This window comes from Flavisphingomonas formosensis (genome assembly GCF_009755815.1).
GTDB lineage: Bacteria > Pseudomonadota > Alphaproteobacteria > Sphingomonadales > Sphingomonadaceae > Flavisphingomonas > Flavisphingomonas formosensis.
Map to the genome: position 1 here is coordinate 1 of NZ_WRPK01000007.1, position 25697 is coordinate 25697.

The window sequence follows — 25697 nt, forward strand, 5'->3', positions numbered from 1 at the left end:
TTGGCGATATCCAGCCCGATTGTGATAGCTTGCGACACGGACGCCTCCCTCAGTGGTGCTTCAAACACCTCCACTCTGGCACATCGATGCCGTCGGGGGGCGTCCACCCCATCAGCTTTGTTGATGAGGGCGATAGCACACCGCTTGCGTCGCGGGCGAGAGATGACGCAGTATGGAGGCTGCCAACGAGGGCAGCGGTATGAAATTCGACGACCTTTGCTCAATCGCACATAATTTCGCCGACTCGTTTGGGAGCGGCGCAAGCCTGCTGTTCAACAGCTATGGCTTCTACCCATATGATGATGCGGGACAGAGCGAGGGCGGAACGATCGAGATAGATGTTCTTCGTGGTAGACTGCTAGCGGGTGTATCCTCCCCAGAACTTCGTAGCTTTATTGAGGACTCCCCTCGCGTGTTTGAGAGCCTATGCTTGCGGCACGGGATATCATCCGAGGCGTTTGCTGGCTTCACCGCCCGCTTCACAAAGACACAATCTGGTAGGGAGTTTTCTGTCACCGTCGTTGATCAGAAGGGACGGTGCCGCACCGATCGCTTCGATGGCGTCTATGGGAAACGGCTTGACGCCCGGAAGCACCCGCCCGTGACCTCTGCGTAAGGTCCGCTTTTGGGGCGATTCACGTTGTTCCCCGTTGGCGACGCCGTGGCCGGCGCCGGACGGCAAGGAATGGTGGAAAGCTGCCCTTACTCAGGAAACTGCGAGCGCGCCCTATGATCTTCTCTCCGCTCGCTTACCTCGCCGCCGTGGGCTGAACGCGTTGCCAATAACAGAGTAGGCTGCCACTCCCCAGACGAACAGTATGGGCAACCCAATTAGGACGGGAACAATCGCCCAACCCGGCCAAAGGTCTCCACCCACGGCTATCGACCTAGTGGGATCACGTGGGTCGAACCGCACGATAACCACGCTCCCGACGGGTTTTTGAGAAATCAGCTTGCAACCGCCATTTTTGCCACCTTCGTAGGTGACGTTCTGAAGTTGGAACCGGTATCGAAATAAGCACGACCGAAGCACCGACTTCGAATCTGTGACGATGGCGTGAGCCGTTTCCCCGTTGCGGATTAACTGGATCCGACGGTCATGCTCAACCATCGCGAGGTGACCAATGATCATTAGAGGGAAGCTGACCAACAACGCCAGCGTGGTGAGAGCGGACAGCCCCTTCATAGCTTCGAGCAGTGACTTCTTCCGCATCCCTCTCCCTTAACGGACCTGAGCGGCGTCCGCTATTGGGGCGTTAGCCGCCGCCGCGCTCGCCGAACGGATGCGCGGCTATCAACGCCGCAAACTGGGTGGAAGTGGACGTCTCCGCTTCAATCTCCATAGTCCCGAAACTCGCCCCCGATGTGCACCTGAATGCGTAGGAGCGCTTCGACCACCCTTTGCTTCACGTCGAACTCCCAACGCCTTCCCGAATAGTCGGCTTGGATCATGTAGGGTCCTAGCTGCTCTGTAGGGTCAACCGGTTCCGAGACATAAAGCCAGCCTATGGAATGTTTTCCTGACGGATCGAACACCACTCTCGTCGACCCGGACTGATCGGGAAATTCCGCGGAGAGTCCATTGCTTGCCAACTGTTCGCTTAGAATACCTTCAAGAAACACCGATCGCATGGATGACGAATAACAATGCACCGGCTTTGGTGCACGTATTGTTTGATCCGACCCGAATGGTCATTGTGGCCCTTCCCGCCGTTCCCCCTGGCAACGCGGTCTCCGGCTCCGGACGGCAAGGAATAGTGGAAAGCCGGCGTCTATCAAAACGTCTAAATCGATCTAGGAGACAGCCTTCTTGAGTGCGAACGGCGGCATGTCCTTGTGCCAGCGAGGGCGTTGCGGGTCGTCTTTGATGAACCCTGCGCCGTCATCGAAACCTATGATTTTATGGCCGAATGCGCGAATCAAGGTGCGTGCGGCGTCGATGCCGCCATATGGGTAGGCGTATGGGTCGATCTCCAGTCGCGCCAAACTTGGACCGGTTCTTCGGACGCCAATCAATTCATACTCCCCGCCAAGAACAGCTTCTATCAGCGAGCGAAAATCCCAAGGGGTAGCCGGCATCTCGGGACTGTGTCGGTCCGGCAAAGGCGTGGAGAACCAGAATTTATTCCAAAGTTCCATCTCGACGTCGTCGGGCCACCAAAACTCTGACAGATCCGAAGCGGTGAAATAGGGAAGCCAATGATCTTCATCGCAGGTGATATCCCCCGACTTCTGTTTCTGCAACTCCGCCACGACTGTCGCCAACCGATCAAATGCGGCTTCATCAGCGATCACGAATTCAACGAATGCGTATCTGTCAGAGTGATCCATACTTCAACCTAACTTAATGCGCGGAACGTCCGCAACGGGGCAATTGCGGTTGTTCCGGTTTAGACCGGACCCGATCACTCGCCCGGATTGAGCTTCGCGTTTGCCGCCTCGAGCCTCGCCGACCAATCGGGAAGATCGGCAAGCAAGCCTTCCCACTCCTCCGGGGTCGGATCGCGGCCCTCCGCGACCATCGCCTCGACCTGGGCGCGGATGCGCGTGAATTGGTCGATCGCCGCGCCGGCCGCGATGGCGACATTCAGCAGATGCAGGATGAGTTGCAGGGCATTCCCCATGATCAGCGCTCCTGTAGCTTGGCCGCCGCATCACGGATTTGCGTCGTGACCGCGAGCAGGTTTGCCGTCGAGAAGTCGAACGAGGCGCACGGCGTGCCGCCCACGCTAGCCGCGCCGGTCGTGCAGAGCCGATAGGCGTCGGCAAGCTTCACGGCCGGCTGCACTGCCCGATTGGCCTCGGTTGCGGCCTTGACCACCGCCGGCGAGGCGTCGGGCGATTCGGCATAGGTCGTCGCGCCGATCACCGCCGCCTTATAGGTGCCGACAGCGGCAAAGAGCGTCTGCCCAGCCGTGGCCGGGCTGCCCAGCGTCTTGCAGCCGGCGAGGCCGGCCGCGAGCGCCAGGACGAGCAGAGCGCGCCTCACTGTGCCGGTCCGATCGCATGCTTCGTCGCGATGCGCAGCACGAAATTGACCACGCCGACAATGGCCATAATGGCAGTGACGACCTGGTCCTGTTCGAGGCCTTCGGGAAGCAACTTCATCGCGCCCAGCACGGCGAAGACGGTAGCAACGATGTTGAGCCAGATCGTGCGGCTCTGCCACCACGCTTTCGTATCGAGCATGTTCGAACTCCATAGGGGATCGGCCCGCGCCGCCGGCTCGACGTCGGGCGAGAGGGTTTCAGCGGGGGCCGGGAATCAGGCTTCGTTCGTCGAAAGGGTTCCGCCCGCGGCCACGCGATAGGGCTTGGCGGACGCCGGAAGCACCGTCTTGACCGGCGGCCGGCGCACGGCGACGCACCGCGCCTTGGCGACACGCGAGATGCTCACCGCATCGCCCTGGTTGCCTGCCAGGACATGATAGGCGCTCGCATCCTCGGCAACGTATGTGCCGACATGACCGGCATAGCCGCCTGCGATGGGGCGGCTGAATACCAGCACGTCGCCCAGGATCGCCTGCGCGCCCTTCTCGAACACGAGGCGGGGCGACGCGGTGGTGCCGGCGTTATGCGCGATCATCATGCCGTAGGCCGCCCAATTGAGCGCCCAGAGCGGATTATCGATCACGGGCTTGCCGGCGCGGAATGCCACATAGGCCATGGTGAGCCCGCACCATGCGACGCTGTCATGCGTGTAGCCGCCGAGCCCTTTCACGCCGGCGGCGATCAGCTCGTCACGCCAATAGAGGATCGCGGGATTGTCGGCAGGACCGGGCGCTTCCTTCGTGCCATAGATGGCGAGGCCAGCCTCCGTGACCTTGGGCAGCACGCCCAGACGGCCGAGCCATTCATAGCCCTTGGGATAGGTCGTCATGGTCAAACGTCGTCGTTGATGATGTGGCGAGGCGCGATCGGTGGCCCGTCCGAAAGCCGGCCCTGCGCGGCATCGCGGATCACGTTTTCGCCGGAGAGGCCCAGCTGGATTTCCTGCCGGATCTTGCCATGCACCTGCTCGGAACGCTCGATCGTCAGGGCGTCGACCTGGCGCAGGAAGCGCTCGGTATAGAGCTTGACCAGCCGATCAGCGCCGACGGTCGCCAGCGCGGTGATGAGCGCCGCGGTCTCGCCGCTCGCTCCCAACTTGCTGACGATCGAATAGGCAATGAGCGCCACCAGCGGCAGCAGCAGCAAGTCCGCCACCAGCAGCCACGGCCGGATCTGGACGCCCCGCTTGATCAGCAGCGCATATTTGGCCGCGAGGCCGACCGTGAGGCCGATCCAGATCCAACCATATTTCGTCATCGCGGTTTCAAGCCACGGGTTCATGCATGTCCTCCCGTGGCGCAGGGCGTGCGCATCCATGGGGTTTCCTTTCGATCGGAGCAGGGATCAGGCGTAACAGCCCGCGGCGTCCTTGGAGATGCGCGCGACGGCGTTGAGGTCGTGACTCAGGTAGGTATCGCCACCGAGCAAGCGCCCGGGGCCGTCGGTCGCATCGCCATAGAGATCGATCGACTTGAGGCGGTAATCACCGCCGCCCTGGCCTGAGACATAGACGCCGGGACTGCTGGTCGTCGATCCTTGGAAGTTCCTGAAGCCGGGATCCAGCATGACCGTCTGGGAACTGCCCGATACCGAGCCGAACCCAAAATATTCGGGAGTGGCGCTGGCGATGAACCCGCCATAGGTCGTCCATTCATAAGCGAAATCGACGCCGTTCGCCTGATCCCAATTCCCCACGTGCAATCCAGCATTCGGATCGCCATGGCTTCCCGCCTGGAAGATGTCGCTCTTGATGGCGCGATACGTCCGAATGTCCTTCTTCGCCACGGCGCGCGCCTGGGTCCGCAGGAGACCGGTCGTCTCATCATAATAGCTGTTGTCGCGACCGAGCAGATATGCCCCGATGTAAGTGTTGTAGAACTCAATGATGTGATCGGTATTTCCGGTCGCGCTGTCGGCGGAGATGACGAGAGTCGTCCCTTCGTAGCTGTTGATCCGCTCGAAGAGGTTCTGGACGATCGCGAAACCGGTGACATTGTAGCTGCCGGCGATACCGAGGCAGCCATCGGGCGTCTGGCGAATCTCGTTGAAGGCGAACATGCCGCCGTCGATCGATCGCGTGTTGGATGCTGCGAAGCTTGCGCCGGTAAACTTGCAGCCGATCGTCAGCCATGTCTCGAACGGGATGGTGGTGTGGAGCTCCGAACCGTCGGCGATCGTCTGCGGCGCGCTCAGCGTATAGACGCCAACGCCGCCTGTCGTTCCCGACACCTGGGCGCTGATCGTCGATGTGCCCGCGATGCCCGCGCCCTGGAGGCGCTGGCCCGCATTCAGCACGGTGCCCGGCTTGATCGCAGTGACCGTCAACGTGGTGCTGCTGACACCACCTGTTCCTGCAGTGAACGTTCCACCCGCATTCGACTCCACACCGCGCATGATGCGATGTTCGGTGCCGCCGATCGTGACGGCCTGGCTCGTCGGATTGAGGATCTTGAGGCCATACATCCAATCGGCCGCGCTCGACAGATAGGTGAAGGCATAGCCAGCATTGTCGAAAACGCAGTCGTCCCAGATGATGTTGAGCGTGACCGTGCCCGAGCCCGGATTGCTGCCCTGCATGTTGCTAGAGCCAGTCCGCAGCACGCCGACCTTGTTGAAGCGGATGTAGGCGCTGGTGACGGGCGAGGTGAACCCCTGCACGATCTTCGGCGCATAGGCCGCCGCACCGAAGCTGTAGACGTTGTCGGTCGCGGTCCAGCCACCCGCCTCCTCGTCGTCATAGGTGAAGGTCGGCGCCGCAACATTCTGCGTGCGATTGTTGCCCGCACCGGCGCCCGCACTGTTCAGCACATAGGGCGTGCTGCTGCCTTCCTTCCGGGCCTTCACCACCACGGAATCGATGCGAGCATTCGCCGCCATCGCCTTCAGCATCGCACCATCGGGTGTGAGGCAGGGATTGGCCTGGGCCGTCGCCTTGTTGGTCGAGCAGACGCCCGTGCTGTCGCTGCCGGTCCGCGAGAGATAGACCAGTGGCGGGTTTGCCGCCCAGGCGACATGCTTCAGGAAATGCCGCTTGTTGAAGCCGCGGCCGGCGACGCCAGTCGTGCTGTCCGCGATCGACGCCGACGTGCCGATCCATGGGATGCCCTGCGCGGTGATCTCGACGATGTGGTTGTCGGTGAGGCTCGTGATGTCCAACGACCAGGCGTAGACCACCACAGGCGATCGATCGCTCGTCCGCGGCGACGGGGCCGTGCCGGTGAAGGTGCCCGAGACGCTCGTGGTTCCGTCGCTCGCCGTCACCTTGATGCACGGCACCTGCAGGCCCTTGCGCGCATTGCGGTGGAACGCGAGGATTTCGCCGCTGATCGTATTGCCGACGGTCAGGCGATGCGGCGTCACATGGTTGATCACCGCCGGCGGCGACGTGACGGTGGAATTGTTCGCGGTGAGCTGGAGCGTCTGCGCAGGCGCGTTGCTTGCGCTCTTCGTGAACCAGCCCGCCTTCAACTCGACGATCGGAAGCAGCGGCGTGCCGCTGACGACGGCCACGTCGGTCGAATAGATCTTGCTCGCCAGCCAGCAGCGAATGATGGCGATACTGCCGGTGACGGTGTCATCCATCTGGGCATTGTTCGGCCACGCCTTGCGCACCGCCTTGGTGATCGGGATCACCTCTTCATAGACGGCCGGGTTGCCGTTGACGTCGAAGCCCTGCCGCCAGACGCGCACGCCCATCAGGCTTTTGCCGGCCTGGAAGGGATTGAGCGTGCCGCCGCTGTAGGTGTTTGCGACGGTCAGGTCGACATAGGAGCCGTTGGCATTGATCGACGCCGCCTGCAGCCAGGGGGCCGGGGTTGCGCCGAGATTTTCGAGGGCGGAGACCCGCGCAAGCAGGCTGGCATAGCCATTGTAGAGCGAAGCGGTGAATCCGATGGTGCTCGCCAGGCTGGCCGCCGACTGCTGCGCCAGGATCGCATAGCCCTGCGTCGCGGCGAGCTGCGCGGAGCCGGTCGCGACGAAGCCGTTGAGCGTGACCAGGGCCGCGGCGATCGCGTTGTTGACGTCTGCCGATTGCGCGGTCGCGAGCAGAGCCATGACCTGCGCGTCGGTCGCGTCGGCAGGCACCGGAACCGTGCCGATCGAGCCGATACGGCGCGCGGCGTCGGTGAAGGTCTCGTAGAGACTGTCGACCTGAAAGACGTTCCCGTCGAAGGTCATGTTGGCGATGATGCCCGGCTGCAGCTTGCCCGGCGTCAGCGCCGATCCGCGCTGCGTCACCGCATATGGGCCGTGGCCGTTCACGGCGAGCGTCACGCCGCCGGTGTTGGCGCTGGTGACCAGCAGGCTGATGCGGAAGCCGGCGGCGATATCGGCCGTCGGCGCAGGGGTGAGCGTGGCGGTCAGCGCGTTGGCGGTGCCCGTCGCCTGCGCAAAATTCGGACTGCCGGCCTGGACCAGCTCCGTCGCAAGGGCGGCCACCTCGCCGGTGGTCGCCGAGACTTGCTTGCCATCCTGCCAGGTGGCGAGATCTTCGGTTCCGTCCAGCGGCCGGGAGGGCGGCGGGTAAGATGGGATAGTGCCCATGAAAACCTCATGAAAAAGCCCGCGCAAGGCGGGCTGTGTTCGTCTGCGATGGCGGGCGGATCAGGCCTCGGGCGGCGCTTCTTCGTGCGGTATAGCGACCGGCTTGCCGTCGTCGCCGGCAACGATGCGATGGCCCTGCCTCTGCGCCTCGAGCAGCTCGCGGTGGCGCTCCTGGCTGATCTTGATCGCGTCCTTCGGCGTGCCGCGCATGCCGTGCACCTTGCGGTGATAGAATCCGCCGGTCGATGGGCTGAAATAGAGCATGGCGATGTCCTCAACGGCCTTTGGCGAAGAACCGGAAATTGACGTTCTGCGTGAAAGGCTTGGCAGCGTCGGTGGTGTCGAACAGGAACGTTGCGCCGGTCTGCGACACCGCGGTTCGCAGAACGGTGAGCGGGTTCCATAGGAACGGCTGCGGCGGGTTGAGCGGCACCGCGTAGACGTCGATGCATTCGACCGGGAACGAGATGGGGAAGGTGATCGATGCGGTGGTGGTGCTGGTTCCACCCGACACGGCAACGGATTGCCCCCACTGCTCCAGCCAGCCATCGGCCTCCTGCCGCCAGCCGGCCGTATAATCGCGCGGCATCGCATCGCGCAGGTTCTTCGGGGTCAGAACCTTGTTGTTGATGGTGCCGGCGAGGATCTCAGCCGCCGACGCGGGAACGATGCCACCACCGCCCCCGGGCGAGGTAATTGCGATGATTGCCGCGAGCAGCTGGGCATTGTTCGTCTTGTCGAGCGTGAGCCCGGCCGCAAGGATGACGTTGACCAGCTCCTCCTGAAAGCCGTTCAGCCAATCGGGCGTGACGGTCGTCGGCGGAGTGGCGGTAAGTGGGTCGCCGCCGGTGAAGTAGCCCGGCGTGCCCGGAGCGGCCGGCGGGGGAAGCGCGGGCGATGCCGTGACGTGATCGATCCGTTGCATGTGCGCTCAGCCCTCCACGCTCTCAGGATCGGGCGTCGCGGGTGTCCGCCAGTCGGTGCTATCTCGCGTCCAGCCGATGCCCACGCCGGGGTTTGCCGCCCCGGGCACGATCGAGCAGCCGGCGGGCGGCATCCATGGGGTGCTGCCGTCCCATTCGACGGAGTTGACGACGACGCCCTCGGCGTCGAGCACAAGCCAGGTTGCGGACATGTGATCCCCTCAGAATGACGTGATGACGACGACGCGGCCCGCGCCGCCCGTTCCGCCGGCTCCGCCGACAAAGCCCGTCTGCGCGGAGCCGCCACCGCCCGCGCCACCGCCGGGGGTCTGGCCATCGCCGCCGGTGCCACCATTCGTGGTGGTCGACGATCCGCCGCCACCACCGCCGCCGCCCGGCAGATAGGCGGTCGTCGCCGTCAGCGTGCCACCATTGCCGCCACCGCTTGCGCCTGCCGCCGCTGCCGCCGCCTGTGCGCCCAGCGATTTGCCGCCCACGCCACCGGCCGCCGTTGCGTTTGCGGATGTGATGCCGGCGCCGGCAGCGCCGCCGCCCGATCCGCCGGGAGATGCAGCGCCTGCGGACGATGCACCCGCCGCGCTCGATCCGCCGCCGCCGCTACCACCACCGCCGTTGCCGATGGAACCCGCCACGCCGCTGCCGCCGCTCGCGCCGCCGACCGTGCCGGACCCTGCCGTCGAGCCGCTGCCGGAGCTGCCGGCGCCGACGATGCCGCCGCCACCGCCACCGCCCGACGCGGTGCCGACCTGGCCGCCCGCGCCGCCACCGCCACCATAGGCAGTCAGCCATGATCCGAACGAGCTCGCGCCGCCGACACCACCAGCCGATCCGGCCGCCGACGTGCCGCCCGCGCCCGACGTGCCGCCCGCGCCGACGGTGACAGTTTCTGTCGCCCCCACGGCGGAGGCAGCGATCCATACTTCCGTGCGGGATGCACCGCCGCCGCCACCGCCGCCCGAGGTCGCGGTCGACGTCGCTGCGAACGCGCCACCGCCGCCGCCGCCGCCGCCGCCAGTGACGATCACATGCACGAGCTTGGCGCCGCTCGGCTTCGTCCATGTGCCGGACGAGGAGAAGGACTGAATATCGTCGGAAGAGGGCGCGCCGATCGCGGAAAGGACCGTCGATCCGCTCGATGCGCCGATGATCGTCCGGCCGAGGGAGGTAAGGTCCGTGGTGGCGGCCGCGCCGGAGCCCGTCCAGTAATCGACCTTGTTCGCCGCGGTCGTCAGGCCAGCAATGGCCGCGAGATTGGAGTTGTAGGCCTGGACGTTCGTGCCGATCGCGAGCCCGAGATTGGTGCGGGCGGTCGACAGATTCGACAGGTCGGAAAGGTTGTTCGCCGGCATGAGGCCGGTGCCGGTCGCGCCGAGCGTGCCGCTCGACAGGGTGACGCCGGTGCCCAGCGTGACCGGCGACCAGGTGCCTGCGCCGGAGCGGTAATAGAGGGTGTTCGTGCCGGATGCGGCGGCGAGGCTGGTGAGGTCCGCGTCGAGCGGCTGGAATGCCGAGGTCAGTGCGCTGTTGGTCGCCGCGAAGGTGGCGATCTGGGCGGGGCTGATAATGACGTTGTTGCAAGGCGCCGTGCTGGCCGGGCAGCCGGTGCCCTGCACCGACACGATGCGCTCGCTGCCGACCAGTGTCCCGGCGAGCGGCAGCTGCGAATATTTGACCTCGGCCGCCATGGAAGGCGCGCACGCGAGCAGCGCCGCCCCGAGGACGGCGAACAGCCGTTTGAGCATGCGGATTTACTCCTGGATGAAGTGGGTCGTGCCGTCTTCGCCGACGAAGGTGTCGAAGCCGTCCTCGCTGACGAACGTGCCGCCAGCTGCGAAGATATAGGTATGCGCGGGCTTGATGGCCTCCATCTCGCAATTGAGCGCGCTCACCGGCAGGTTGCTGGTATTGGCGATGATGGTGACACCCCAGGTGAAGGCCCATTCGTCGCCGCACGCCGGCTGCCCTGCGCTGCTCTCGCCCGCGCGGAAGGTCGCATAGTCCTCGATGCTGATCGTGAAGCCGAGCGCTGCGGCGAAGTCGATGAAGCGCTGCCGCGACTGGCCGCCGCCTGCCGTGAAGCGGGCGAGGACCGATCCCTGTCGCTGCGCGAGCGTCGGGCTGTTGCCCAGGCACGGATCCGGCAGCCCCAGCGATTCCTCCCATTCGGGCAGCAGACCGGTCGTGCCGGCGGGAAAGGCGTCGGCCAGGAGTGCGATGGCGTCCGCATCGATCTGCGCCGGCAGGAGAGCGAGGGCGGCGATGAGCTTGCCCTGCACGCTGCCCGGATCCTTCGGCCAGACCCTGCCGGTGGGCATCAGGTCGCGGATCGCGCCGGCATAATCATCGGCTGAGAATTTTCCGCTCATGCGTAGGTGATCGTGCCGGGCACCGGCAGATAGCCGCCGGCAGACTGGATGTTGCCGGCGCTGCCGGGAGTGACGGTGCCGTTGCTGACCGCGACGTTGGTCAGCACGAAGCCGGCGCTGCCGGGCACGCTCTCGATCGCGCCCTGGATGGCCGAGATGTTCGTCGTGCCGCCGGGGACGGCGCCGGTCTGGAGCGCGGAGGCGAAGGCGGCGGCGATCGCGTTCTTGACCGACGTGCTGACGCCCGAAATGCCGGCAATGGTGAGGTTCACCGTGTTCGGCTCGGGCGCGACCGAATAGAGCAGCACCGTCACCGGCTGCACGTCATAGAGGGCATTGGCGACGGTGAGCTGGTCGCCCGTCGCCTCGGTCGCGCGGGTCTCGTCGGCGGCGACGCCGTCGTCGAGCAGCCATTGCAGGGCGTTGGCGAAATCGCTCTTGACCAGAGCAAGCACGGTCGGCGTCTGCTTGGACCGGGTCCGCAGCCAGAATTTCGAACCGATGTCACCGGCCCACCAGCCGCGCGGATCGGTCGTGCCGTCGGGGATTGTGTCCTCGGTGTCGGCCGTCGCATCGGTGAACAGGCTGATCAGGACGGCCGTGACCAGGTCATTGCCGGCGAGCAGGCCCGTGCCCGCCGTATAGGCCTCGATATCCGTCCAGATCGGCGCGGCGCTGTCATCGACGACCGAGTTGCCGTTTTCGTCGACCAGCAGATTGAGCTGCGGGACGGACAGCACCCAGTCTCCGGTGCCGCTGTCCGGATCCCATATCGTCGCAATGTCGGGCATTCAGGCCTCCGGAGTGGGAGGGTCTGTGTTGTCGCTGCCGGCCTGCACGCCGCCGTGCGTGTGGCCGTTATAGGCGTCGTGCACGCCGTTCATGCTGACGTCGCCATTGCGGCTCAGCACGTCGCCGGTGACGTGGAGATCGCCGTCAATAGTGCAGCTGCTGAAGTTACGGATCGTGACCGCCTGCCCGGCAGCGTCGATGATCAGGCCCTCGCCATCCTTGAACCAGACATAGGCGCCGCGCGCGTCGTAGAGCGCCGCGTCGCCCGCCTGGAGGTTGCGCAGGCGGCTATCCCGATGATTGGTGGCCACCACCAGCGAGAGCGCTCGGTTGCCTGGCAGCCGAACCAGCACGGCATCAGAGTCGACGGGCGGCGACGAAGCGAAACCGAACTCGGCCACTCGGATCACGCCATCGGAGATGCGGCGCCCGCCGTCTGGATCCATCGGACCTTCGTCGATCTGGACTTTCTGCACGACGTCACTGTCGTCAACGACGGTGACGCGGCCGCGCCGGACGAACTCCCAGAACTGGCGCATCATTGCACGGCCTCGATGATAGGATCGGGAACAAGAATGATAGGTTCGGGGGTGAACGCTTCTTTTGGCATCAGGAGCAGCTCGGCGGTGGTGCCAGTACGATCGTCCCGGCGATAAGTCACCTCGGATATGCAGAGCATGACGTCTGCCCCGTCGAGACCGGGCACCGTCACAGGCATCAGCTTGTTCGGCGTCCACAGCTTGCCGTCCTTGTCGCGCCAGCTGTCGAGCAGGACGCGAACCTGCGTGCCTCGGCCTGCCCGGCGAGCGACCTCCCATATAGCGCGACGCTTGCAGAGATCCTGTCCCTGGCTGGACTGGTCGGCGACCACATAGAGGCGCCGATGCCGTTTGACGTTCGCGTCCTTCTGCATGTCGATCTGGAAGCCTGCGTCGCCCGCCTCAATGAGGGGATCCACGCTCAGCAGTGAACAGACCACTTCGCTGAACCGCTCGTCCATCGACCGCTCGAACTGCCACCGAAGGACGTTCCCGCCATCGCCGTATTTCGCGCCGCTCGAGTGCTTTTCCTGGCCTGCCTGGGCAAGGACGAGGTCGCCCTTTTCGTCCTCGTAGAAGAGCAGGCCGGCGTTGCGCGCGAGGCGCTCGATCAGGCCAACCGGCGTTTCGGTCAACTCAAGCTGGAACTGCGGGATCTGCGGACCGACGTCGACGCCGTTCAGCGCCGATACGCCGATGTTGTAATAGGATGCCAGTTGCGAAGCGACCTGCAGCACATTGCCATTGACGAGCTGGCCCGATGGCCATTGTGCCGAGCAATCGACAAGGTCCTGGCATTTGCCGCGCCCCGTTATGGAAAGCTGATGTCCGTTCGCATCGCCTCCGTTGGTGTCGCGATCGATATACCCCGTGATGACGACGTCGCTTCCAAGCGCCAGCTCGCAAGCCTGCCCTGCGAAGGCGACGACCTTGGACCCGTCGGAGGGGTTCAGGGCGGTGAGACCGATCGAGAAGCTGTTGGGGATGCGCTCGCACCCGCGGGTGAGGCTCACATTCTGCCAGCCGGTGATCGCGCGTCCATCGACCTTAAGCGTGACCTCCTCCGGGGTCGTGTCGGTCATGATGCGAGCGCCTGAAATGATGGTGGCATGAAGAGTGGCGAGACGGGGACCACCTGGGCAATGAGTTGATCCGCGCGCGACGCGTCGCGGTAGATGGACTGCGCCAATGCCAGCGCCGAGCGGGAGCGCGGAACGTTGAACGATCGGATCGGTGCGAGCGTCGCACCGCGGGCCTTGAGATCCTGGGTCACGGCGATGCGCAGATCGCGAAGCACGTCATAGGTGCTGTCCTGGCCCGCATCCGCTGCGGCAGTGGCAACCGTGTCGATCAAGGACGTGACCAGCACCAGCGTCTTGAACGCATCGTCGTAGCTCGACGGCTGATAGCGCGCCGAGCTCACCGCCAGGGCAACGGCAATCATGCGCTGAAACAGTGCGGTGATCGCGCTGCCCGTGGTGCCGGCTGCATCGATCCCCGCAGGGCTGAACGCGAGCAGCTTAGCCAGGAGCCGCAGCGCGTCCGCCGGGTCGGCGCAGGCATTCACCAGCGCGTCGACCAGGTCGCCGGCAGCGTTTCCGACATCGGTCTCGGTTGCTCCTATGCCCAAGGTGGCAACGGCGGCGGCGAGGGTCGCCGCAGCTGCCGCGACATCCTGCCGCTGCTCCGACGCCTGAACGATCAGGCTGGCGACCGTCGCATCGGCCGAATAGGCGTCGTTCGCGGCGGTGGTGAAACCCGCGTTCGCGCCCGACGTGAAACGGCCATTGTTGCCAGGCAGCCGGGCAGTCAGCTTGTTGATCGCCGTGGCATCGCCGGCCAGCGCCGTGGTCTGGCCGCTCCATTGGCTTGCTGAGCTCGAGATCCCGCTATGCGTGCCGCCGCCCGAGAGCGCGGAGACGAGCACGCGAGCGATGTCCGCCACGATCGCAATCTTGGCGATGGTCGCGGCGCTGAGCACGCCGGCGTCCGTCGCGGCGAACACGGACGCCAGGCTCTTTTTTCCGCTCTCGACGAAGGCGAGTGAGATCTCGCTCATTCGCCCCGCACCGAGGTCCTCGTCCATGGAATAGCGAAGGACGTTGACGTTCAGGATGCCGAGCGTCGGATGCGTAAGGATGCCGGGGCCCTTCGCCTCGAGCGCGGCGAGCAGGAGCGCACGCTGCAGCTGCACGGGCCCGCCGAGGTAGACGAGATCGCCCTCGACGAGGAAGCCGTTGAACGAGAAGCGCCGCGCCCCGCGCCCCATATCCTCGGTGGAGGGCAGATCGCGGCCAGGATATTCGTGCACGACGACGCGCCGGCCGCCTTCGTTGGCCGAGCGCGCCACGGCGAAGGGAACCCCCCGAAAGGAGGCGGGCAGCAGCCCGTTGGAGAAGAGGGCCACTCTACCAGCCGCCGCCGCCGGCGCTCGTCGGCATTGCATAATGCACGCCGCTACGGCCTTCGCTATCGCGCGACGTCACCTTGGCTCCGGCGGGGAGTCCTTCGAATCGATGCTCGACGATGATCCGGCCGACCTGATCGTTGGTCATCTTCCGCCCGCTCTCCATCTGGACGATGGCCGCAATCAGCGCGTTCATCTGATCACGATTGTTGATGTCGATCTGATCGTTCGGGCCCAGGCCCGTGCGCTGGCGGATGTGTCGGAGATAGGCCGGGACGTCATTGCCATCCGCGGCCGGAGCGTAGCCCTGGCCCGGAGCATCGAGCAGTTTTTCCGGAGTCGTCTGACCGCGGCGCACGTCGCGGCGAATGATCTTGTCGATTTCGCCGATACTCTCGGCCTCGGACGCGAATTTGCGGAAACGCCCGTCCTTGCCCTTGATGCCGCCGAGATTGTTGTTGCCACTGCCGAACAGGCTGCCGATCAGCCCGGATGTCTCGGGATCGATCTTCTTCCCGTCCTGCGTCACCGTGAAATGCAGATGCGGCCCGGTGACGTTTCCCGATGCGCCGCTTAGCGCAAAGGTCTGGCCGGCCTTGACCCGGGCGCCATTGGCGACGTTGACCTTGCTGAGATGAGCATAGCCGGTCGCCAGGCCGTTGCCATGGTCGATCACCGCCTGGAGCCCGCCCTTGCCGTTCCGGAAGATATGGATCACGCCGTCCTTGGGCGCGTGGAGTGCAGTGCCGACAGCCGCCCGAAGGTCGACGCCATTGTGATAGGTGGAGGCTCCGGCCTTGGGCGCCGCACGCGGACCGAAGCGCGACAGAACGCGGTGATCGGCGCCCGCCGCCGCGCCGCCGCCAGCGGCTGATCCCGTTGTTCGCGCTGCGGCCGCAATCTTGTCCGCCGCGCGGTCTATCTTGGTGGCCGCCGGCGAGAAGCTGCGCTCGACGCTCTCCTGAAACCGCGACACACCGTCGACCAGGCGACCAAATACGGGCTCGATCTTCCCGCCCAGCCAGTCACCAGCGCCCAGCAGAGCGCGGTCCTTGATCTGGCTTGCGATCACGCCTTCGCGCTGCACCCGCTGGGCCCGCGCCGCCTGGGCGTCGTCGAGCACCGGACCCCGCTTCGCAACGTCGGCCATCTCGGCCTTGAGCGTGCCGGAGCCCTCGCGAAGCAAGGGGAGGGCGCCCGTCGCGCCGAATATGCCCGCGATCGCGTTCGCGGTCTGCGGATCCTTTTGGCGCTTCAGCGCATCGGCGATGTCGGCGGTGGTCGCGTTGTAATCGAGGTTGCCGTCCGCCCCCTTTTTGAACCCGATGCCCAGCTTCTTCATGGTGAAGAGTGCGGTGGCGTTCCGGCCGTGATAGGCATCGTGCACGGTCTGGGCGATGTTGGCCATCGCCGTATCGGCAGCGCCCTTGTCCACGCCGTAGCGCGCCGCGGCGCCCTCGAAAGCCATCAGATCCTTGGTGGCGATGCCGATCGAGCGGGAGAGGCGGCCTGCCGCGGCGCCAGCTTCGGACCAGTTCGACACGAGCTTATAGGTTGCGGCACCCGCCGCGACGAGCACGGCGACCGTGGCAGCGCCCGCGACGCCGATACCGGCCATGGTGCGGGTGAGCACACCGCCGGCCATCGCGGCCCGCCCCATCGAATCGCTGGCGGCTTCGGTCATTTCCCGGATTGCGCCCATCCGCTTCAAGAAGGGCGCCATCACCGAGCTGCGGCCGAAGGCTTTCGATGCAGCGCCCTCAACCCGGCTGATCGACTGGATCACCGACTTGTTCGCGTTCGAAGCATCGCGCCGGAAGCGATCGAAGGCGGCGCGGTTGTCGTTCGCCGCCTTCTTCCCGACCTGGCCGAGGCGTCGCTCGGCGGAGCGCGCGCCCTTTTCCGTCTTGTCGTCGGCAACGACGGCCACGGCGAAGCGAGATTGCATCAGTCCCTCCGCAGCACGCCGGCCGTTTCCGCCCACACCAGAATTTCAGACCAAGGGTCACGCAGAATCTCGCGCGGATGAACGCCCCAGCGACCGGCGAGCGCGTCTACGATGCGACGCCAGTCGGTGGGTCTTCGGCCAAAAAAGACGCGATGTACCTCGCCCCCTTGATGAGATCGCGCGCACCGATCTTCTCGATGGCGCCTTTCGGGATGCCGGCAATCAGGGACACGCTGAAAACGTCGGCGGCGCGGCCGTCGTGCTTGTCGATTTCGAGCAGCTGACCGGCGGTCGGCTCTTTCAACTTCAGCTCGGTATAGGTTTCGCCGCCATGCTCGACCGGCTTGCGAAGCGTGATGACGAGCTCGTCGGGGATTTCATCGATCTTGGACATGTCAGTGCTCCCGCACCTCGGGACCTTCGAAGGCGGCCTCGTAAGTGGCCTCTTCCGTGTTCACCTCGAGGGGGTCTCCGACGCGCCACATATTGCGGCCGACGACGGTCTTTCCGTTTGCGAGCTCGAGCGTGATGGTCACGTTGCCGGCATCGCCGAGAGACTTAAGGCTGACACCGCCCTGATCTCGGCCGCGCCACGATATGCGGCCAGGCGCGGGCATGGCCTTGTATCCGTGAATACCGTCCTGCCCGGGCAGCGATTCGCGAGTCTCCTGATCGGGTCGATAGGTGCCCTCGCCGACGATGGCGTAAGATTGGCCGTCCACCGCGATGTACGCGGTGCCCGCCAGGCGATTGGGATCGGTCGCCATAAGCTTCTCCGATGATTGAGGGGATTATTGCAGCCGGAACTGCATCAGCAGCGCGAAGATGCGCAGCTGGTCGATGAGGATCGCCGGATAAAGGACGTCGACCCGGTTCGGGGCGGTGGCGTTTTTCTCGACCACCAGATTTTCCGCGAAGGTGTCGGACTGCTGCACATATCCCTGCTCTTCCATCTCGCTGTATTTGGCGATCAGGTCGGCGCGGATCGTGTTCGGCGTGACGACGTTGGACCCGGGTGCGATGCGGGTTCCGTTGGCTTTCAGCTTCTTGCGAGCATATTTGGTCGTGATGACCGTGGAAAGCTGACGCAACACATACATCAACAGGAACATCGTCTCGACCTGGACATAGCTATTGTCCGGATCGCCGAGCGCGTTGAACTGGTAGGTGGTGATGACATTCTCGATCAGCGGCGTGTCGTCGGACGCGACTGAGAAAGTCGAGATGCCGTCGAACAGCAGCGTGTTGCGCTGGCTGAGCGAGAAGCGGCCGCCGAGGTGCGGCGCCAGCACGCCCCGCAGGGCGAGCGTCTGGAGGGGCAGGCCAGGATCCGCGCGGACGCTCACCGCGGCCGCGCCAGCCATCGCCGCCGCCCATTCCCACGAGGGGGAGGGGCTATCGTAGATGCCCATGCAGCTGAGATGCTGGTCGTTCAAGCCGTTGCCGAACGTCGCCAGCGCGCCCTGGCTGCCGCGCTTCGCGATGAAGCAATGGCCATAGACCTGCGTCTGCCACGACCACCGGCCCGTCGAATCGTTCAGAAAGGCCGTGATCGCCGCGATCGTGGTCGGATCGTTGTAGGGACTGACGATGAAATCGAACGGCTCGTCCTGCAGGTTGGCGAGCGCGGCGGTCAGGCTCGGCGGCGTCGCGCCGCCCGTCATGGCGACGATGGTCACGCCGAGGCCGGCGGGGGTGCGCTCGCCCCCCGGCGCACCGCGGAACCCGACGCGCATGTCGATGTCGAGGCCGGTCGCTCCCGCATTCTTGGCGGTCACGTTGACCTTGCTGGTGGTCGTGCCGTCGACCGCCGCGGTGACGGGCAGCGCGGTTGCTGCGTTGATCGCTGCGGCGACGGCGGTTGCCGCCTGGGCGGCCGTGGTGCCGGACGCCAGAGCGATCGAGACCTTCTGACCGGCGACGTAGAGGCTGAGCACGCCAACGGCCGTGGTCGGGCCGGTGAAGGAGATGGAGCCGGTCGCGGCCACCGCAGCGCCATCGTCCACCAGCGGCAGCGCCCACAGCTCGCCGAACGTGTCGTTGAGCCGATAGGTCTTGATCATGTCGGCCAGCAGCGAGCCCGCGCCGCCACCCTGGATGCCGGCGGTCACGCTCTGCACGAGCACGGGGAGGTTGGGCGGATAGGTGCCGGCGCTCGTCTTCTGGCCGATGATCAGCGCGCGCTGGATGAGCTGCGCCGTGTTGGCCTGGCTCGGATCGATCTCGGCATAGAAGAGCGGGACGCGGATCGCATCGCCGGCGGGGATCTGTGCGAACGGGACGGTCATTCCTGCTCTTCCTGGCTGGGGGCCGGTTCGGCCGGGGTTTCGGGAGCGGGCACGACGTCGCCATCGGCGAGCAGGCGCGCCCAATAGACGTCATGTTCGGACACCTCCTGCCCGTCGTCGGGCACGAGGGCCTTCGTTTCCGGATCGCGCACGCGGCGGTCCGGAGCAGCGATGATCCGCATGAAGCGCTCCTATTGATCGGTGGGGATGTCGGCGCCGAGGCCGGGGAAACCGGGGAAGGTGACGCCTACTTCGGTGAGATCGTCGGCCGTGATCGGCGCGAAGTCCTCGGGTCCTTGATAGAACTCGCAGCCGATATCGATGTTGATGCCGGCGAGGTGCTTCTCACCCTCGGCGGAGAAGCCGGGCACAGCGCGCACGAAGGGGAATTGCTGCAGCTTGCTGGTCAGCGGATAGCTGTTGATCACCGCGACCTCGATCTGTCGCTGCAGGCGCCACAGCGCCTCCTCGGCGTCGCCCGCGCCGCCGTCATCCGGAGATGCGAAGGCGGCGACCTGGGCGATGACGCGCACGGTCGAGACGACGGTGAAGGCGATGTCAGCGCGGCCGAGCGAGGTCTTTTCCTCGCTCATCAGGCGCAGCTTGATCGCCGGATATTGCTGGTCCCAGGTGACCCAGTCACCCGGGCGATAGACGCGGCCCTCGGCATCGGTGGGGTAGGGGGCAGCGTCGGGTTTGAGCGCTGCTTTCACCAGGTCGAGGATGGTGTCGGACGTCGTCGTCATAGCGCCGTCGCGTTCAGCAGCAGCAGCGCGTGACCGTGCCCGTCGGGCTGCACCTCACGCACGATGTACGTAATTCCGACCGAGGGGATGAGCACCTTGTCGTTCTGCACCGGGCCGCCGACGCCCGCCTCCGCGAAGCGCGCCAGGCGCACGCCGAGGATCGGCTTGCGCGTCGCGTTCTCGCTGCCGTCATCGTTGGTCGTGACCGCGAGATATTCGCGGTCGAACACGGCATCGGCGAGCGCGAACGAGCCGCCGGCCGCCGGCATATACGTCGGCAAGGACGCGTCCGTCCCATCCCCCTCGCCAAAGATGGCCATGACAGGGGAGAGGACGAGCGCGTCCCAGTCGATCGACATCGTCGATCAGGCGCCGATGCGGCCGGTGCGCAGGACCTCGGGCCGCTTGCAGATGAAGAGCGGATATTCGTACGCCTCCATCCGCCACCAGCTGTTGCGATCGCGATCGAAGATCGGAACCACGTAGCGCTCCTTGCCGGGCGTATTGATCCATTCGAAGCTCTCACCCGGCGCCATAGCCTTCTCGAACACGCCCGGGGCGTTGCGCGGGAAGAATTTCACCTTGTCGTTCGGGATCTTGATCGTGCTGTTGTCATCCGATCCGCGATAGTTGACCCATTCGACGTCCGCGAAGGGGAAGGTCTGGAAGGCGCCACCCTGCCGCAGGTCAGCCGCGGCCGACCAGTTCTGGTAGGTCTTCACCACGTCGATGTGATTGGTGAACTTGTCGTAGAAATCGTCGCCGCAGAGCGCGACGACACGCGTCTCGGTGGTGAAGGCGCCCTGAGACGAGCGAGCCATGCTGCGGACCATGGCATTGATGATAGGCCGCAGCGAGAACTCGACATTGGCGGTCAGATTGAACGCAATCTCGTCCGGCGCGACGATCTCGAACTCGTCGAACCAGTTATACCAGACGCTGTTGTCGGCATCGAGCAGGAGGCCCTGCACGGCCGCGAGGCGCTGGAACTCCTCGGTATAATCGAGGTGCGAGAGAATACCGGTCGGCCCGCCCAGACGGCGCGCAACCTCCGCCTGCACCTGCATGAACACCGTTTCCTGGCCGAACTCGCGGATGTTCTGCAGCTCGTGGCTGTGGATGGTGTCGCCCTTGAAGATGCGCGGCACGTCGAAGTACCGCATCTTGCGGCGCTCGGTCGTGCGTTCGGAATTGGTCGGCTGCCCGCGCTGGCTCATCGGAACGATGCTCAGCACGCCATTGCGCTCCTCGACCGCGAGCGCAGTGGTACGGATCGGGTTGGGCGTGAAGATGTTCATGTCGCCCAGCGTCGACGGCAGGTGGGGGATGCGCTCGACGGTGGTGGTGAGCTCGATTTCCGAGAACGCGTCGTTGTGGAAGATGTTGATGATGCTCATGCGGATGCTCCATCGAAAAGGGGTCGCGCCGGCGATGGAGCGCAACCGTCAGGGAAGGGGCGCGGCGCTCGGCCGCGCCGGTCAGACGTTGAGGATGCCGAGCTTCGCCAGCTGGGCGAGGGCGGTGGTCTGGTGCTGCTGCGTCGTGACGTTCGCGCCCCAGATCAGTTCGGCCGCCTGGACCTTCATCGGGCCGCGCACGTTCGCCACCGCGCGCCGATCGGCGGATGTGGCATCGCGCCGGCCGCTCCAGAGGATCGCCGCCGCGCGCTCGAGACCGGTGGTCACGGTCGGATCGTACGCCTGATATTTCAGGGCACCGGTCACGGTGATCTTGAAGGTATCGCCCGCAACGAAGTCGGTCGCGCCGTCGGCGAGCGTGAAGCCGAGACCGCCGCCGTTGAACGCGACGCCGACCGTGCCGTGCCCGACCAGGTTATGATCGGGATCGCGGACGACGAATGCGCCGGCATTGGCCGCCGGCTCGACGATTTCGAGATCATAGTCGCCGAGCTTTGCCGAGCTGCCGACCGTGATCGCGCCCATGGCGCCGTTGCCGGTGTTGGTGCCGATGGCGGTGGCGACACCGGCGCCGCCGGTCAGCAGCGCGCCAAGTACCAGGCCGGCGGTGCACACGCCGGCGCCGGAGGCGAGGACAATGGCCTCGCGGGTAAGCATGCCGTCGCTCGGATCCCAAACGACGTAACCGCCCTCGTGGCGGAGTTCGACAAGCGGGGTGACAGTGGGATTGCCCATGATCGGGCTCCTTTCTCAATGAGGGGGGAGGGCGGTCAGCGAGTTGCGACACCCGCCTTCTTGAAGGCGGTGTCCCAGCTCGCCTTCACGGCAGCCTTGCCGTTGAGCGGCGGGGCATCGCCGCCCAGGCTGACGTTGCGCGCGGACCGGTCGGTCCGGGCGTGACGATTGCCCTGCGGCTCGCGGTCCCCACGGTCGTCAGAGCGGTCCGCCTGACTGCGCAGGACGGCGATCGCCTCCTTGCGGGTCATGGTCGTCTCGAATGCCAGCGAGGCGGCGAGAGCCACGTTGCGGGCAGCCGAAGGATGCGCGAAGATGGCTGCGCACCGCGCGCGCTCTCGGCGACGTGCGGCCGCCTTGGCGCTGCGGCCGTTCATCTCTTCCTTGTCGTCATCATCCTCGGGTTCGGAATCGTCGTCATCGTCCTCGGCGCGGCGCGAGCGCTTGCCGCGAGACTTCGGCTCCTCGTCGTCGCCGTCGTCGTCTTCGGCGCGCGATCCCTTCTTGCCCCGGGGCTCGTCGTCATCGCCGTCGCCATCATCGTCCTCGGCGCGGCGAGCACCCTTGCCCTTCTTGCCCTTGGGCTCCTCGTCGTCCTCTTCCGAGGCGTCGTCGTCACGCTCGTCCTCTTCGGCGCGGGCGTCCTTGTCCTGATCGTCGTCGGCCGCCCGACGCGAGGCACGGGTGAGGCCGGCAAAATGCGCGAAGCGGCTCGCGCCGGCCATAAGCTGGCTGGAGGATTTCATATGCACATCCTTGTGATTGGCGCGAAGCCTGCCGGGGCCGGGCCCCCTGCGTTCAGTCGAGCTGCTTGAGCAGCGCCCGGAATGCCTCGTCGGGCGCCGCCACGGCATCAGCGAAGCCGATGTCGACACCCTTGGAGCCTGGAAACGTGCCCGCCTGCGTGGCGGTCACGTCTTTCTTGGCCATGCCGCGGTTGCGCGCGACGGTGGCATCGAAGATCTCGCCGACGGCATCGACGTCGGCCTGGATACGCGCGAGGGCGTCATCGGACAGGTCGATCATCTCGCTGCCCTCGCCCTTCAGTGCGCCCTTTGTGATCAGCGTCGGCGTGATGCCGTTGTTCGCCAGCCATTTGGCGATGCTGAGGTGCAGATAGATGACGCCGACCGATCCGGTGCCGCCCGTCCGCGGCACCCAAAGCCGGCCGGGGTCGACAGCAGAGACGAGCGCATAGGCCGCCGAATAGGCGTTTTCGCCCAGAATCCCGGCGATCGGCTTGACGCCACGCGCGCGATAGATCGTGTCGACGAGGTCGAAACAGCCGGCTACTTCGCCGCCGGGGCTGTCGACATCGAGCGCAATCGCGTCGACGTCGGGATCGGCCAGCGCCGCCACGAACTGGAAGCGGATCCGGTCATATCCGGAAATTCCGAAATATTCGCCATAGTGCCAAAGCCAGCCGAGGCGCTGAATGAGAACGCCCTTGACCGGAATGACGGCAACACCCGCGATCACGTCGTAGGGTCGTTCGCTGCCCGATCCCCGGCGCGGTGATCCCCATTCCTCGCCGGCGCCGATCTCGCTTGCCGCGCCGCCATCGGCCCGCAACGGAAACGACTGGCCGAGAAGCTGGAGCGCGAGGGGGGCGTCGGACTCATTGAGCGCAATGCCGGCATTGAACAGTCGCGAGGCGAGGTGGAGTGGAAAGCTATGCATCAGCGCCTCCGCTGCCGTCCGTCGCGCGCGCCCGGCGCAACCGCAGGCATGGCCGGTATCTTCTCAACGGCGATCGGCTCTAGCGCCTGCGTTTTCGGAGCAGCCGCGGCTATCAGTGCCTCGATTTCGTCCGGGCTTTCGTTCACGCGCAGACGCTCGCTACCGATCAGGTGCACCGAAGATCCGCCCTCGACCGCGTCGAGATAGGCGATCGCCGCGACCGCGAGGCGGAGCGTACGCATCCCGCCGTAGCGGGTGACGTCGATGAACATCAGGCCTGCTCCGTCTTCGGCTTCTCGGAGGCTTCGGTGGCCGAGACTTCGGGCCCGAACCACTGCGGATGCGGCAGGCCGAGATCCTGCATGCGCTGATATTCGACGGCGCGCTGCTCCAGATTCTCTTCCCAATCCATGCCCTGCTTGGCGCACTCCTCTTCCATCGTGGAGAGGCCGGCATCGAGGCCGAGAACGACACCCTGGCGCTCTGCGACCGGATCGACCCAGCCGCGCGCGACGCCCAGCCAGCGACCGCGCGCATAGGCGGTGCGCATCTCAAGATAGGACGGGGCATTGCGGGGCAGGGGGAGCTCGCCGCGCTCGAAAGGCTCCTCCAGCCAGGTGGCGAGGACGGGCGTTGCGGTGTTGATGTCGAACTCGTCGCAGCGCCGATTGTAGGTCTTTTCCGATTGGACGATGCCGGCCCGGGCAGATGACCAGCTCGAATCCGAATAATCGTTGTGGACCTCTTCCGCCGACATGCCGAGGCAGACCGACACCGCGCGCAGCATCTCATGCGTGAACGGGCTGAAATCGCCGGCATTGCCGCCGGGAGCGACCGTCTCGATCTTCTCGCCGGGCGCGAGCGTCGCAACCCGCACGCCGTTGATGTTGATGTCGCGATCGCTGTGAAAGTCCGACCGCATGCCCTGGTACCAGGACCAGCCCCTTTCCTCGTCGTCCTCGTTCTCGAGGGCGCTGCGGACCATCTCCGTATCGAACGGCGAGGTGACATACATGCCGAAGGCGGACGCGACCGTCTCTGCCTGCAGCTTCACGCCGTAGAGCTTGGCCAGCATCTTCAGCCGGTTGATGACGGGCGCGAACACCGACACGCCGCGGTTCTGGCCGAACCGCTCGGGATCATAGTCGTGATAGACGCGCCGCCAGCCGTCGGGATCCTCGCGCTCGATGCGGTCCCATTCCATGCTCTCGACCGCATTGTACCAGTCGTTCTGATGCGCCCGGCGAATATGGTAGGCGACGGGCACCTGATCCTTGTCGAGCTCGACGCCGCCGCGCAGGATCTTAGTGTCCGTCTGCATGTACGGGTTCGACAGCCGATCCGGATCGACGCCCTCGAATGCCGTCGCATAGGTTGCCGCGCCGCGCCCGAGCCGATCCGGCCGCCACTGCGCGACGATCAGCGATTCGCCGTCGACCAGCTTGTGGCCGAGCGCGAGGCGGAACTGCTGCGAGACGGTCAGCCGGCGATTGACGTCGTTATAATGGCCGAGGTCTTCCGAATAGGTGCGCCACAGCGCCTCCAGGGCCTGGCGATACTCGTTTGCCCAGACAGCGTCGAAGCCCTTCGCGTGCAGCCCAAGCGCGCGATAATCCGGCTTTGCCACGAACCGATAGGATGCGCCGATCGTCGAATCGAGGATCCGGCTGACCGCGCCACTCGCCCAACTGTCGTTGCGCCGAAGGTCCCGGGCGCGCGAGGCGATCCGGTCGCGGTAGATGTTGATCTCGGTGTCCGGCGAACGGATGACCGGATACCAATCCCCCGTCTCCTGCGAGAACCAGCTGCCCGCGTCGTAGGGGAAGAAATTCTGCGGGCCGCCGCCACTGTTGATGGAGCCACGCATGCGCCCGCGCGTGCGGGCATTGTCGCGGATCTGGGCGATGATCGCGGACGGGATCGGCTGTCCGCGATTGTCGATCAGCTGCGGCACGTTCGGCATCAGCGAAATCCGACCGAGAGCGCGCGGCGTGGCGAGGAGATGATGCCGAGCTGTGTCTGCAACTGGCGAATGGCGAGCGTGAGCTGGCCGATATTCGTCATGGAATAGGTGACGCTCTTCGCGCCATCTCCCTGCGTATAGGACCCACTGATCACCTTCTTGCCCGACATGAGATCGAGATAGTCCCGCTGCATCTGCTGCAGGCGCGCCTGCAGTACGGCAGTGTCCATGCCGGCAAGGATGCTGCGGCTCGGATCGTAGCGCATGGGCATCTTC

Annotated in this window: 32 protein-coding genes; 1 reads left to right on the forward strand and 31 read right to left on the reverse strand. The window is 65.4% G+C overall.

What is annotated here, in order from left to right; translation table 11 throughout:
• Positions 1 to 199: 199 nt before the first annotated feature.
• Complete coding sequence (locus tag GQY20_RS18595) at positions 200 to 616, forward strand: hypothetical protein (RefSeq protein ID WP_157218653.1); 417 nt, start codon at positions 200 to 202, stop codon at positions 614 to 616.
• Positions 617 to 727: 111 nt separating this feature from the next.
• Here GQY20_RS18595 and GQY20_RS33050 read toward each other — a convergent pair whose 3' ends face one another.
• From GQY20_RS33050 to gpW, 31 genes are all read right to left on the reverse strand, one after another.
• A complete protein-coding gene (locus tag GQY20_RS33050) occupies positions 728 to 1213 on the reverse strand; it encodes a DUF3592 domain-containing protein (RefSeq protein WP_157218654.1) in 486 nt (161 codons plus the stop codon).
• A 581-nt stretch (positions 1214 to 1794) separates the two neighbouring features.
• Positions 1795 to 2331 (reverse strand): hypothetical protein, encoded by a 537-nt coding sequence (locus GQY20_RS32210; RefSeq protein WP_198351057.1) that lies wholly within the window; start codon positions 2329 to 2331, stop codon positions 1795 to 1797.
• Between the two features lie 74 nt (positions 2332 to 2405).
• Positions 2406 to 2624, reverse strand: a complete 219-nt coding sequence (locus GQY20_RS18610) for a hypothetical protein (protein WP_157218655.1) — start codon at positions 2622 to 2624, stop codon at positions 2406 to 2408.
• Positions 2625 to 2626: 2 nt separating this feature from the next.
• A complete protein-coding gene (locus GQY20_RS18615) occupies positions 2627 to 2989 on the reverse strand; it encodes a hypothetical protein (protein ID WP_157218656.1) in 363 nt (120 codons plus the stop codon).
• The gene (locus GQY20_RS18620; protein ID WP_157218657.1) at positions 2986 to 3189 is read right to left on the reverse strand and encodes a hypothetical protein; all 204 of its coding nucleotides are present in this window, start codon (positions 3187 to 3189) and stop codon (positions 2986 to 2988) included. The genes GQY20_RS18615 and GQY20_RS18620 overlap by 4 nt, the downstream gene beginning before the upstream one ends.
• 75 nt (positions 3190 to 3264) lie before the next feature.
• The gene (locus tag GQY20_RS18625) at positions 3265 to 3879 is read right to left on the reverse strand and encodes a C40 family peptidase (RefSeq protein WP_232476148.1); all 615 of its coding nucleotides are present in this window, start codon (positions 3877 to 3879) and stop codon (positions 3265 to 3267) included.
• A gap of 2 nt (positions 3880 to 3881) precedes the next feature.
• A complete protein-coding gene (locus tag GQY20_RS18630) occupies positions 3882 to 4331 on the reverse strand; it encodes a hypothetical protein (protein WP_157218658.1) in 450 nt (149 codons plus the stop codon).
• 63 nt (positions 4332 to 4394) lie between these two features.
• The gene (locus tag GQY20_RS18635; RefSeq protein WP_157218659.1) at positions 4395 to 7595 is read right to left on the reverse strand and encodes a hypothetical protein; all 3201 of its coding nucleotides are present in this window, start codon (positions 7593 to 7595) and stop codon (positions 4395 to 4397) included.
• A gap of 60 nt (positions 7596 to 7655) precedes the next feature.
• Positions 7656 to 7859 (reverse strand): hypothetical protein, encoded by a 204-nt coding sequence (locus tag GQY20_RS18640; protein WP_157218660.1) that lies wholly within the window; start codon positions 7857 to 7859, stop codon positions 7656 to 7658.
• Positions 7860 to 7869: 10 nt separating this feature from the next.
• A complete protein-coding gene (locus GQY20_RS18645) occupies positions 7870 to 8520 on the reverse strand; it encodes a gp53-like domain-containing protein (RefSeq protein ID WP_157218661.1) in 651 nt (216 codons plus the stop codon).
• 6 nt (positions 8521 to 8526) lie between these two features.
• A complete protein-coding gene (locus tag GQY20_RS18650; protein ID WP_157218662.1) occupies positions 8527 to 8730 on the reverse strand; it encodes a hypothetical protein in 204 nt (67 codons plus the stop codon).
• Positions 8731 to 8739: 9 nt separating this feature from the next.
• Positions 8740 to 10281, reverse strand: a complete 1542-nt coding sequence (locus GQY20_RS18655) for a hypothetical protein (RefSeq protein WP_157218663.1) — start codon at positions 10279 to 10281, stop codon at positions 8740 to 8742.
• A 6-nt stretch (positions 10282 to 10287) separates the two neighbouring features.
• Positions 10288 to 10905: a YmfQ family protein gene (locus GQY20_RS18660; protein ID WP_157218664.1), complete on the reverse strand. Its 618-nt coding sequence runs from the start codon at positions 10903 to 10905 to the stop codon at positions 10288 to 10290.
• Complete coding sequence (locus tag GQY20_RS18665; protein WP_157218665.1) at positions 10902 to 11696, reverse strand: phage GP46 family protein; 795 nt, start codon at positions 11694 to 11696, stop codon at positions 10902 to 10904. The genes GQY20_RS18660 and GQY20_RS18665 overlap by 4 nt, the downstream gene beginning before the upstream one ends.
• Positions 11697 to 12239, reverse strand: coding sequence for a phage baseplate assembly protein domain-containing protein (locus GQY20_RS18670; protein ID WP_157218666.1), 543 nt, complete (start codon positions 12237 to 12239; stop codon positions 11697 to 11699).
• Positions 12236 to 13318 carry a phage baseplate assembly protein gene (locus GQY20_RS18675; RefSeq protein WP_157218667.1) on the reverse strand — a complete coding sequence of 361 codons (1083 nt, stop codon included), beginning with the start codon at positions 13316 to 13318 and terminating at the stop codon, positions 12236 to 12238. The genes GQY20_RS18670 and GQY20_RS18675 overlap by 4 nt, the downstream gene beginning before the upstream one ends.
• Positions 13315 to 14643, reverse strand: coding sequence for a DNA circularization protein (locus GQY20_RS18680; protein ID WP_157218668.1), 1329 nt, complete (start codon positions 14641 to 14643; stop codon positions 13315 to 13317). Before GQY20_RS18680 ends, GQY20_RS18675 begins: the two co-directional genes overlap by 4 nt.
• 1 nt (position 14644) lies before the next feature.
• A complete protein-coding gene (locus tag GQY20_RS18685; RefSeq protein WP_157218669.1) occupies positions 14645 to 16591 on the reverse strand; it encodes a peptidoglycan DD-metalloendopeptidase family protein in 1947 nt (648 codons plus the stop codon).
• Positions 16592 to 16697: 106 nt separating this feature from the next.
• On the reverse strand, positions 16698 to 16985 hold the full coding sequence (locus GQY20_RS18690; RefSeq protein WP_157218670.1) for a phage tail assembly protein: 288 nt from the start codon (positions 16983 to 16985) through the stop codon (positions 16698 to 16700).
• Between the two features lies 1 nt (position 16986).
• Positions 16987 to 17358, reverse strand: coding sequence for a phage tail tube protein (locus GQY20_RS18695; RefSeq protein ID WP_157218671.1), 372 nt, complete (start codon positions 17356 to 17358; stop codon positions 16987 to 16989).
• A 24-nt stretch (positions 17359 to 17382) separates the two neighbouring features.
• A complete protein-coding gene (locus GQY20_RS18700; RefSeq protein ID WP_157218672.1) occupies positions 17383 to 18879 on the reverse strand; it encodes a phage tail sheath subtilisin-like domain-containing protein in 1497 nt (498 codons plus the stop codon).
• Positions 18876 to 19061: a DUF2635 domain-containing protein gene (locus tag GQY20_RS18705; protein WP_157218673.1), complete on the reverse strand. Its 186-nt coding sequence runs from the start codon at positions 19059 to 19061 to the stop codon at positions 18876 to 18878. The genes GQY20_RS18700 and GQY20_RS18705 overlap by 4 nt, the downstream gene beginning before the upstream one ends.
• A 9-nt stretch (positions 19062 to 19070) precedes the next feature.
• Positions 19071 to 19625 carry an ATP-binding protein gene (locus GQY20_RS18710; RefSeq protein WP_157218674.1) on the reverse strand — a complete coding sequence of 185 codons (555 nt, stop codon included), beginning with the start codon at positions 19623 to 19625 and terminating at the stop codon, positions 19071 to 19073.
• Positions 19622 to 19984, reverse strand: coding sequence for a head-tail joining protein (locus GQY20_RS18715; protein ID WP_157218675.1), 363 nt, complete (start codon positions 19982 to 19984; stop codon positions 19622 to 19624). The genes GQY20_RS18710 and GQY20_RS18715 overlap by 4 nt, the downstream gene beginning before the upstream one ends.
• A gap of 6 nt (positions 19985 to 19990) precedes the next feature.
• Entirely contained in the window at positions 19991 to 21022 is a 1032-nt protein-coding gene (locus tag GQY20_RS18720) for a major capsid protein (RefSeq protein ID WP_157218676.1), read from the reverse strand.
• 81 nt (positions 21023 to 21103) lie between these two features.
• Positions 21104 to 21778, reverse strand: coding sequence for a head decoration protein (locus GQY20_RS18725; protein WP_157218677.1), 675 nt, complete (start codon positions 21776 to 21778; stop codon positions 21104 to 21106).
• Between the two features lie 35 nt (positions 21779 to 21813).
• On the reverse strand, positions 21814 to 22524 hold the full coding sequence (locus GQY20_RS18730) for a hypothetical protein (protein ID WP_232476149.1): 711 nt from the start codon (positions 22522 to 22524) through the stop codon (positions 21814 to 21816).
• Between the two features lie 52 nt (positions 22525 to 22576).
• Positions 22577 to 23458 carry a S49 family peptidase gene (locus GQY20_RS18735; RefSeq protein ID WP_157218679.1) on the reverse strand — a complete coding sequence of 294 codons (882 nt, stop codon included), beginning with the start codon at positions 23456 to 23458 and terminating at the stop codon, positions 22577 to 22579.
• Entirely contained in the window at positions 23458 to 23730 is a 273-nt protein-coding gene (locus GQY20_RS18740; RefSeq protein ID WP_157218680.1) for a hypothetical protein, read from the reverse strand. Before GQY20_RS18740 ends, GQY20_RS18735 begins: the two co-directional genes overlap by 1 nt.
• Complete coding sequence (locus tag GQY20_RS18745) at positions 23730 to 25421, reverse strand: phage portal protein (protein WP_157218681.1); 1692 nt, start codon at positions 25419 to 25421, stop codon at positions 23730 to 23732. Before GQY20_RS18745 ends, GQY20_RS18740 begins: the two co-directional genes overlap by 1 nt.
• Positions 25421 to 25687 (reverse strand): gpW family head-tail joining protein, encoded by a 267-nt coding sequence (gpW, locus tag GQY20_RS18750; RefSeq protein WP_198351058.1) that lies wholly within the window; start codon positions 25685 to 25687, stop codon positions 25421 to 25423. The genes GQY20_RS18745 and gpW overlap by 1 nt, the downstream gene beginning before the upstream one ends.
• Positions 25688 to 25697: the final 10 nt, after the last annotated feature.

Coding starts and splice junctions, on each gene's coding strand:
- GQY20_RS18670 (WP_157218666.1), bottom strand. CDS start 12,239: ATGATGCGCCAGTTCTGGGAGTTCGTCCGGCGCGGCCGCGTCACCGTC.
- GQY20_RS18640 (WP_157218660.1), bottom strand. CDS start 7,859: ATGCTCTATTTCAGCCCATCGACCGGCGGATTCTATCACCGCAAGGTG.
- GQY20_RS18635 (WP_157218659.1), bottom strand. CDS start 7,595: ATGGGCACTATCCCATCTTACCCGCCGCCCTCCCGGCCGCTGGACGGA.
- GQY20_RS18620 (WP_157218657.1), bottom strand. CDS start 3,189: ATGCTCGATACGAAAGCGTGGTGGCAGAGCCGCACGATCTGGCTCAAC.
- GQY20_RS18725 (WP_157218677.1), bottom strand. CDS start 21,778: ATGGGCAATCCCACTGTCACCCCGCTTGTCGAACTCCGCCACGAGGGC.
- GQY20_RS18695 (WP_157218671.1), bottom strand. CDS start 17,358: ATGGCGACCGATCCCAATCGCCTGGCGGGCACCGCGTACATCGCGGTG.
- GQY20_RS18735 (WP_157218679.1), bottom strand. CDS start 23,458: ATGCATAGCTTTCCACTCCACCTCGCCTCGCGACTGTTCAATGCCGGC.
- GQY20_RS33050 (WP_157218654.1), bottom strand. CDS start 1,213: ATGCGGAAGAAGTCACTGCTCGAAGCTATGAAGGGGCTGTCCGCTCTC.
- GQY20_RS18730 (WP_232476149.1), bottom strand. CDS start 22,524: ATGAAATCCTCCAGCCAGCTTATGGCCGGCGCGAGCCGCTTCGCGCAT.
- GQY20_RS18660 (WP_157218664.1), bottom strand. CDS start 10,905: ATGAGCGGAAAATTCTCAGCCGATGATTATGCCGGCGCGATCCGCGAC.
- GQY20_RS18705 (WP_157218673.1), bottom strand. CDS start 19,061: ATGCGGATCATCGCTGCTCCGGACCGCCGCGTGCGCGATCCGGAAACG.
- GQY20_RS18740 (WP_157218680.1), bottom strand. CDS start 23,730: ATGTTCATCGACGTCACCCGCTACGGCGGGATGCGTACGCTCCGCCTC.
- gpW (WP_198351058.1), bottom strand. CDS start 25,687: ATGCGCTACGATCCGAGCCGCAGCATCCTTGCCGGCATGGACACTGCC.
- GQY20_RS18625 (WP_232476148.1), bottom strand. CDS start 3,879: ATGACGACCTATCCCAAGGGCTATGAATGGCTCGGCCGTCTGGGCGTG.
- GQY20_RS18720 (WP_157218676.1), bottom strand. CDS start 21,022: ATGAGCATCATCAACATCTTCCACAACGACGCGTTCTCGGAAATCGAG.
- GQY20_RS18715 (WP_157218675.1), bottom strand. CDS start 19,984: ATGTCGATCGACTGGGACGCGCTCGTCCTCTCCCCTGTCATGGCCATC.
- GQY20_RS18655 (WP_157218663.1), bottom strand. CDS start 10,281: ATGCTCAAACGGCTGTTCGCCGTCCTCGGGGCGGCGCTGCTCGCGTGC.
- GQY20_RS18665 (WP_157218665.1), bottom strand. CDS start 11,696: ATGCCCGACATTGCGACGATATGGGATCCGGACAGCGGCACCGGAGAC.
- GQY20_RS18745 (WP_157218681.1), bottom strand. CDS start 25,421: ATGCCGAACGTGCCGCAGCTGATCGACAATCGCGGACAGCCGATCCCG.
- GQY20_RS18710 (WP_157218674.1), bottom strand. CDS start 19,625: ATGACGACGACGTCCGACACCATCCTCGACCTGGTGAAAGCAGCGCTC.
- GQY20_RS18700 (WP_157218672.1), bottom strand. CDS start 18,879: ATGACCGTCCCGTTCGCACAGATCCCCGCCGGCGATGCGATCCGCGTC.
- GQY20_RS18645 (WP_157218661.1), bottom strand. CDS start 8,520: ATGCAACGGATCGATCACGTCACGGCATCGCCCGCGCTTCCCCCGCCG.
- GQY20_RS18630 (WP_157218658.1), bottom strand. CDS start 4,331: ATGAACCCGTGGCTTGAAACCGCGATGACGAAATATGGTTGGATCTGG.
- GQY20_RS18610 (WP_157218655.1), bottom strand. CDS start 2,624: ATGGGGAATGCCCTGCAACTCATCCTGCATCTGCTGAATGTCGCCATC.
- GQY20_RS18650 (WP_157218662.1), bottom strand. CDS start 8,730: ATGTCCGCAACCTGGCTTGTGCTCGACGCCGAGGGCGTCGTCGTCAAC.
- GQY20_RS18595 (WP_157218653.1), top strand. CDS start 200: ATGAAATTCGACGACCTTTGCTCAATCGCACATAATTTCGCCGACTCG.
- GQY20_RS32210 (WP_198351057.1), bottom strand. CDS start 2,331: ATGGATCACTCTGACAGATACGCATTCGTTGAATTCGTGATCGCTGAT.
- GQY20_RS18690 (WP_157218670.1), bottom strand. CDS start 16,985: ATGTCCAAGATCGATGAAATCCCCGACGAGCTCGTCATCACGCTTCGC.
- GQY20_RS18685 (WP_157218669.1), bottom strand. CDS start 16,591: ATGCAATCTCGCTTCGCCGTGGCCGTCGTTGCCGACGACAAGACGGAA.
- GQY20_RS18675 (WP_157218667.1), bottom strand. CDS start 13,318: ATGACCGACACGACCCCGGAGGAGGTCACGCTTAAGGTCGATGGACGC.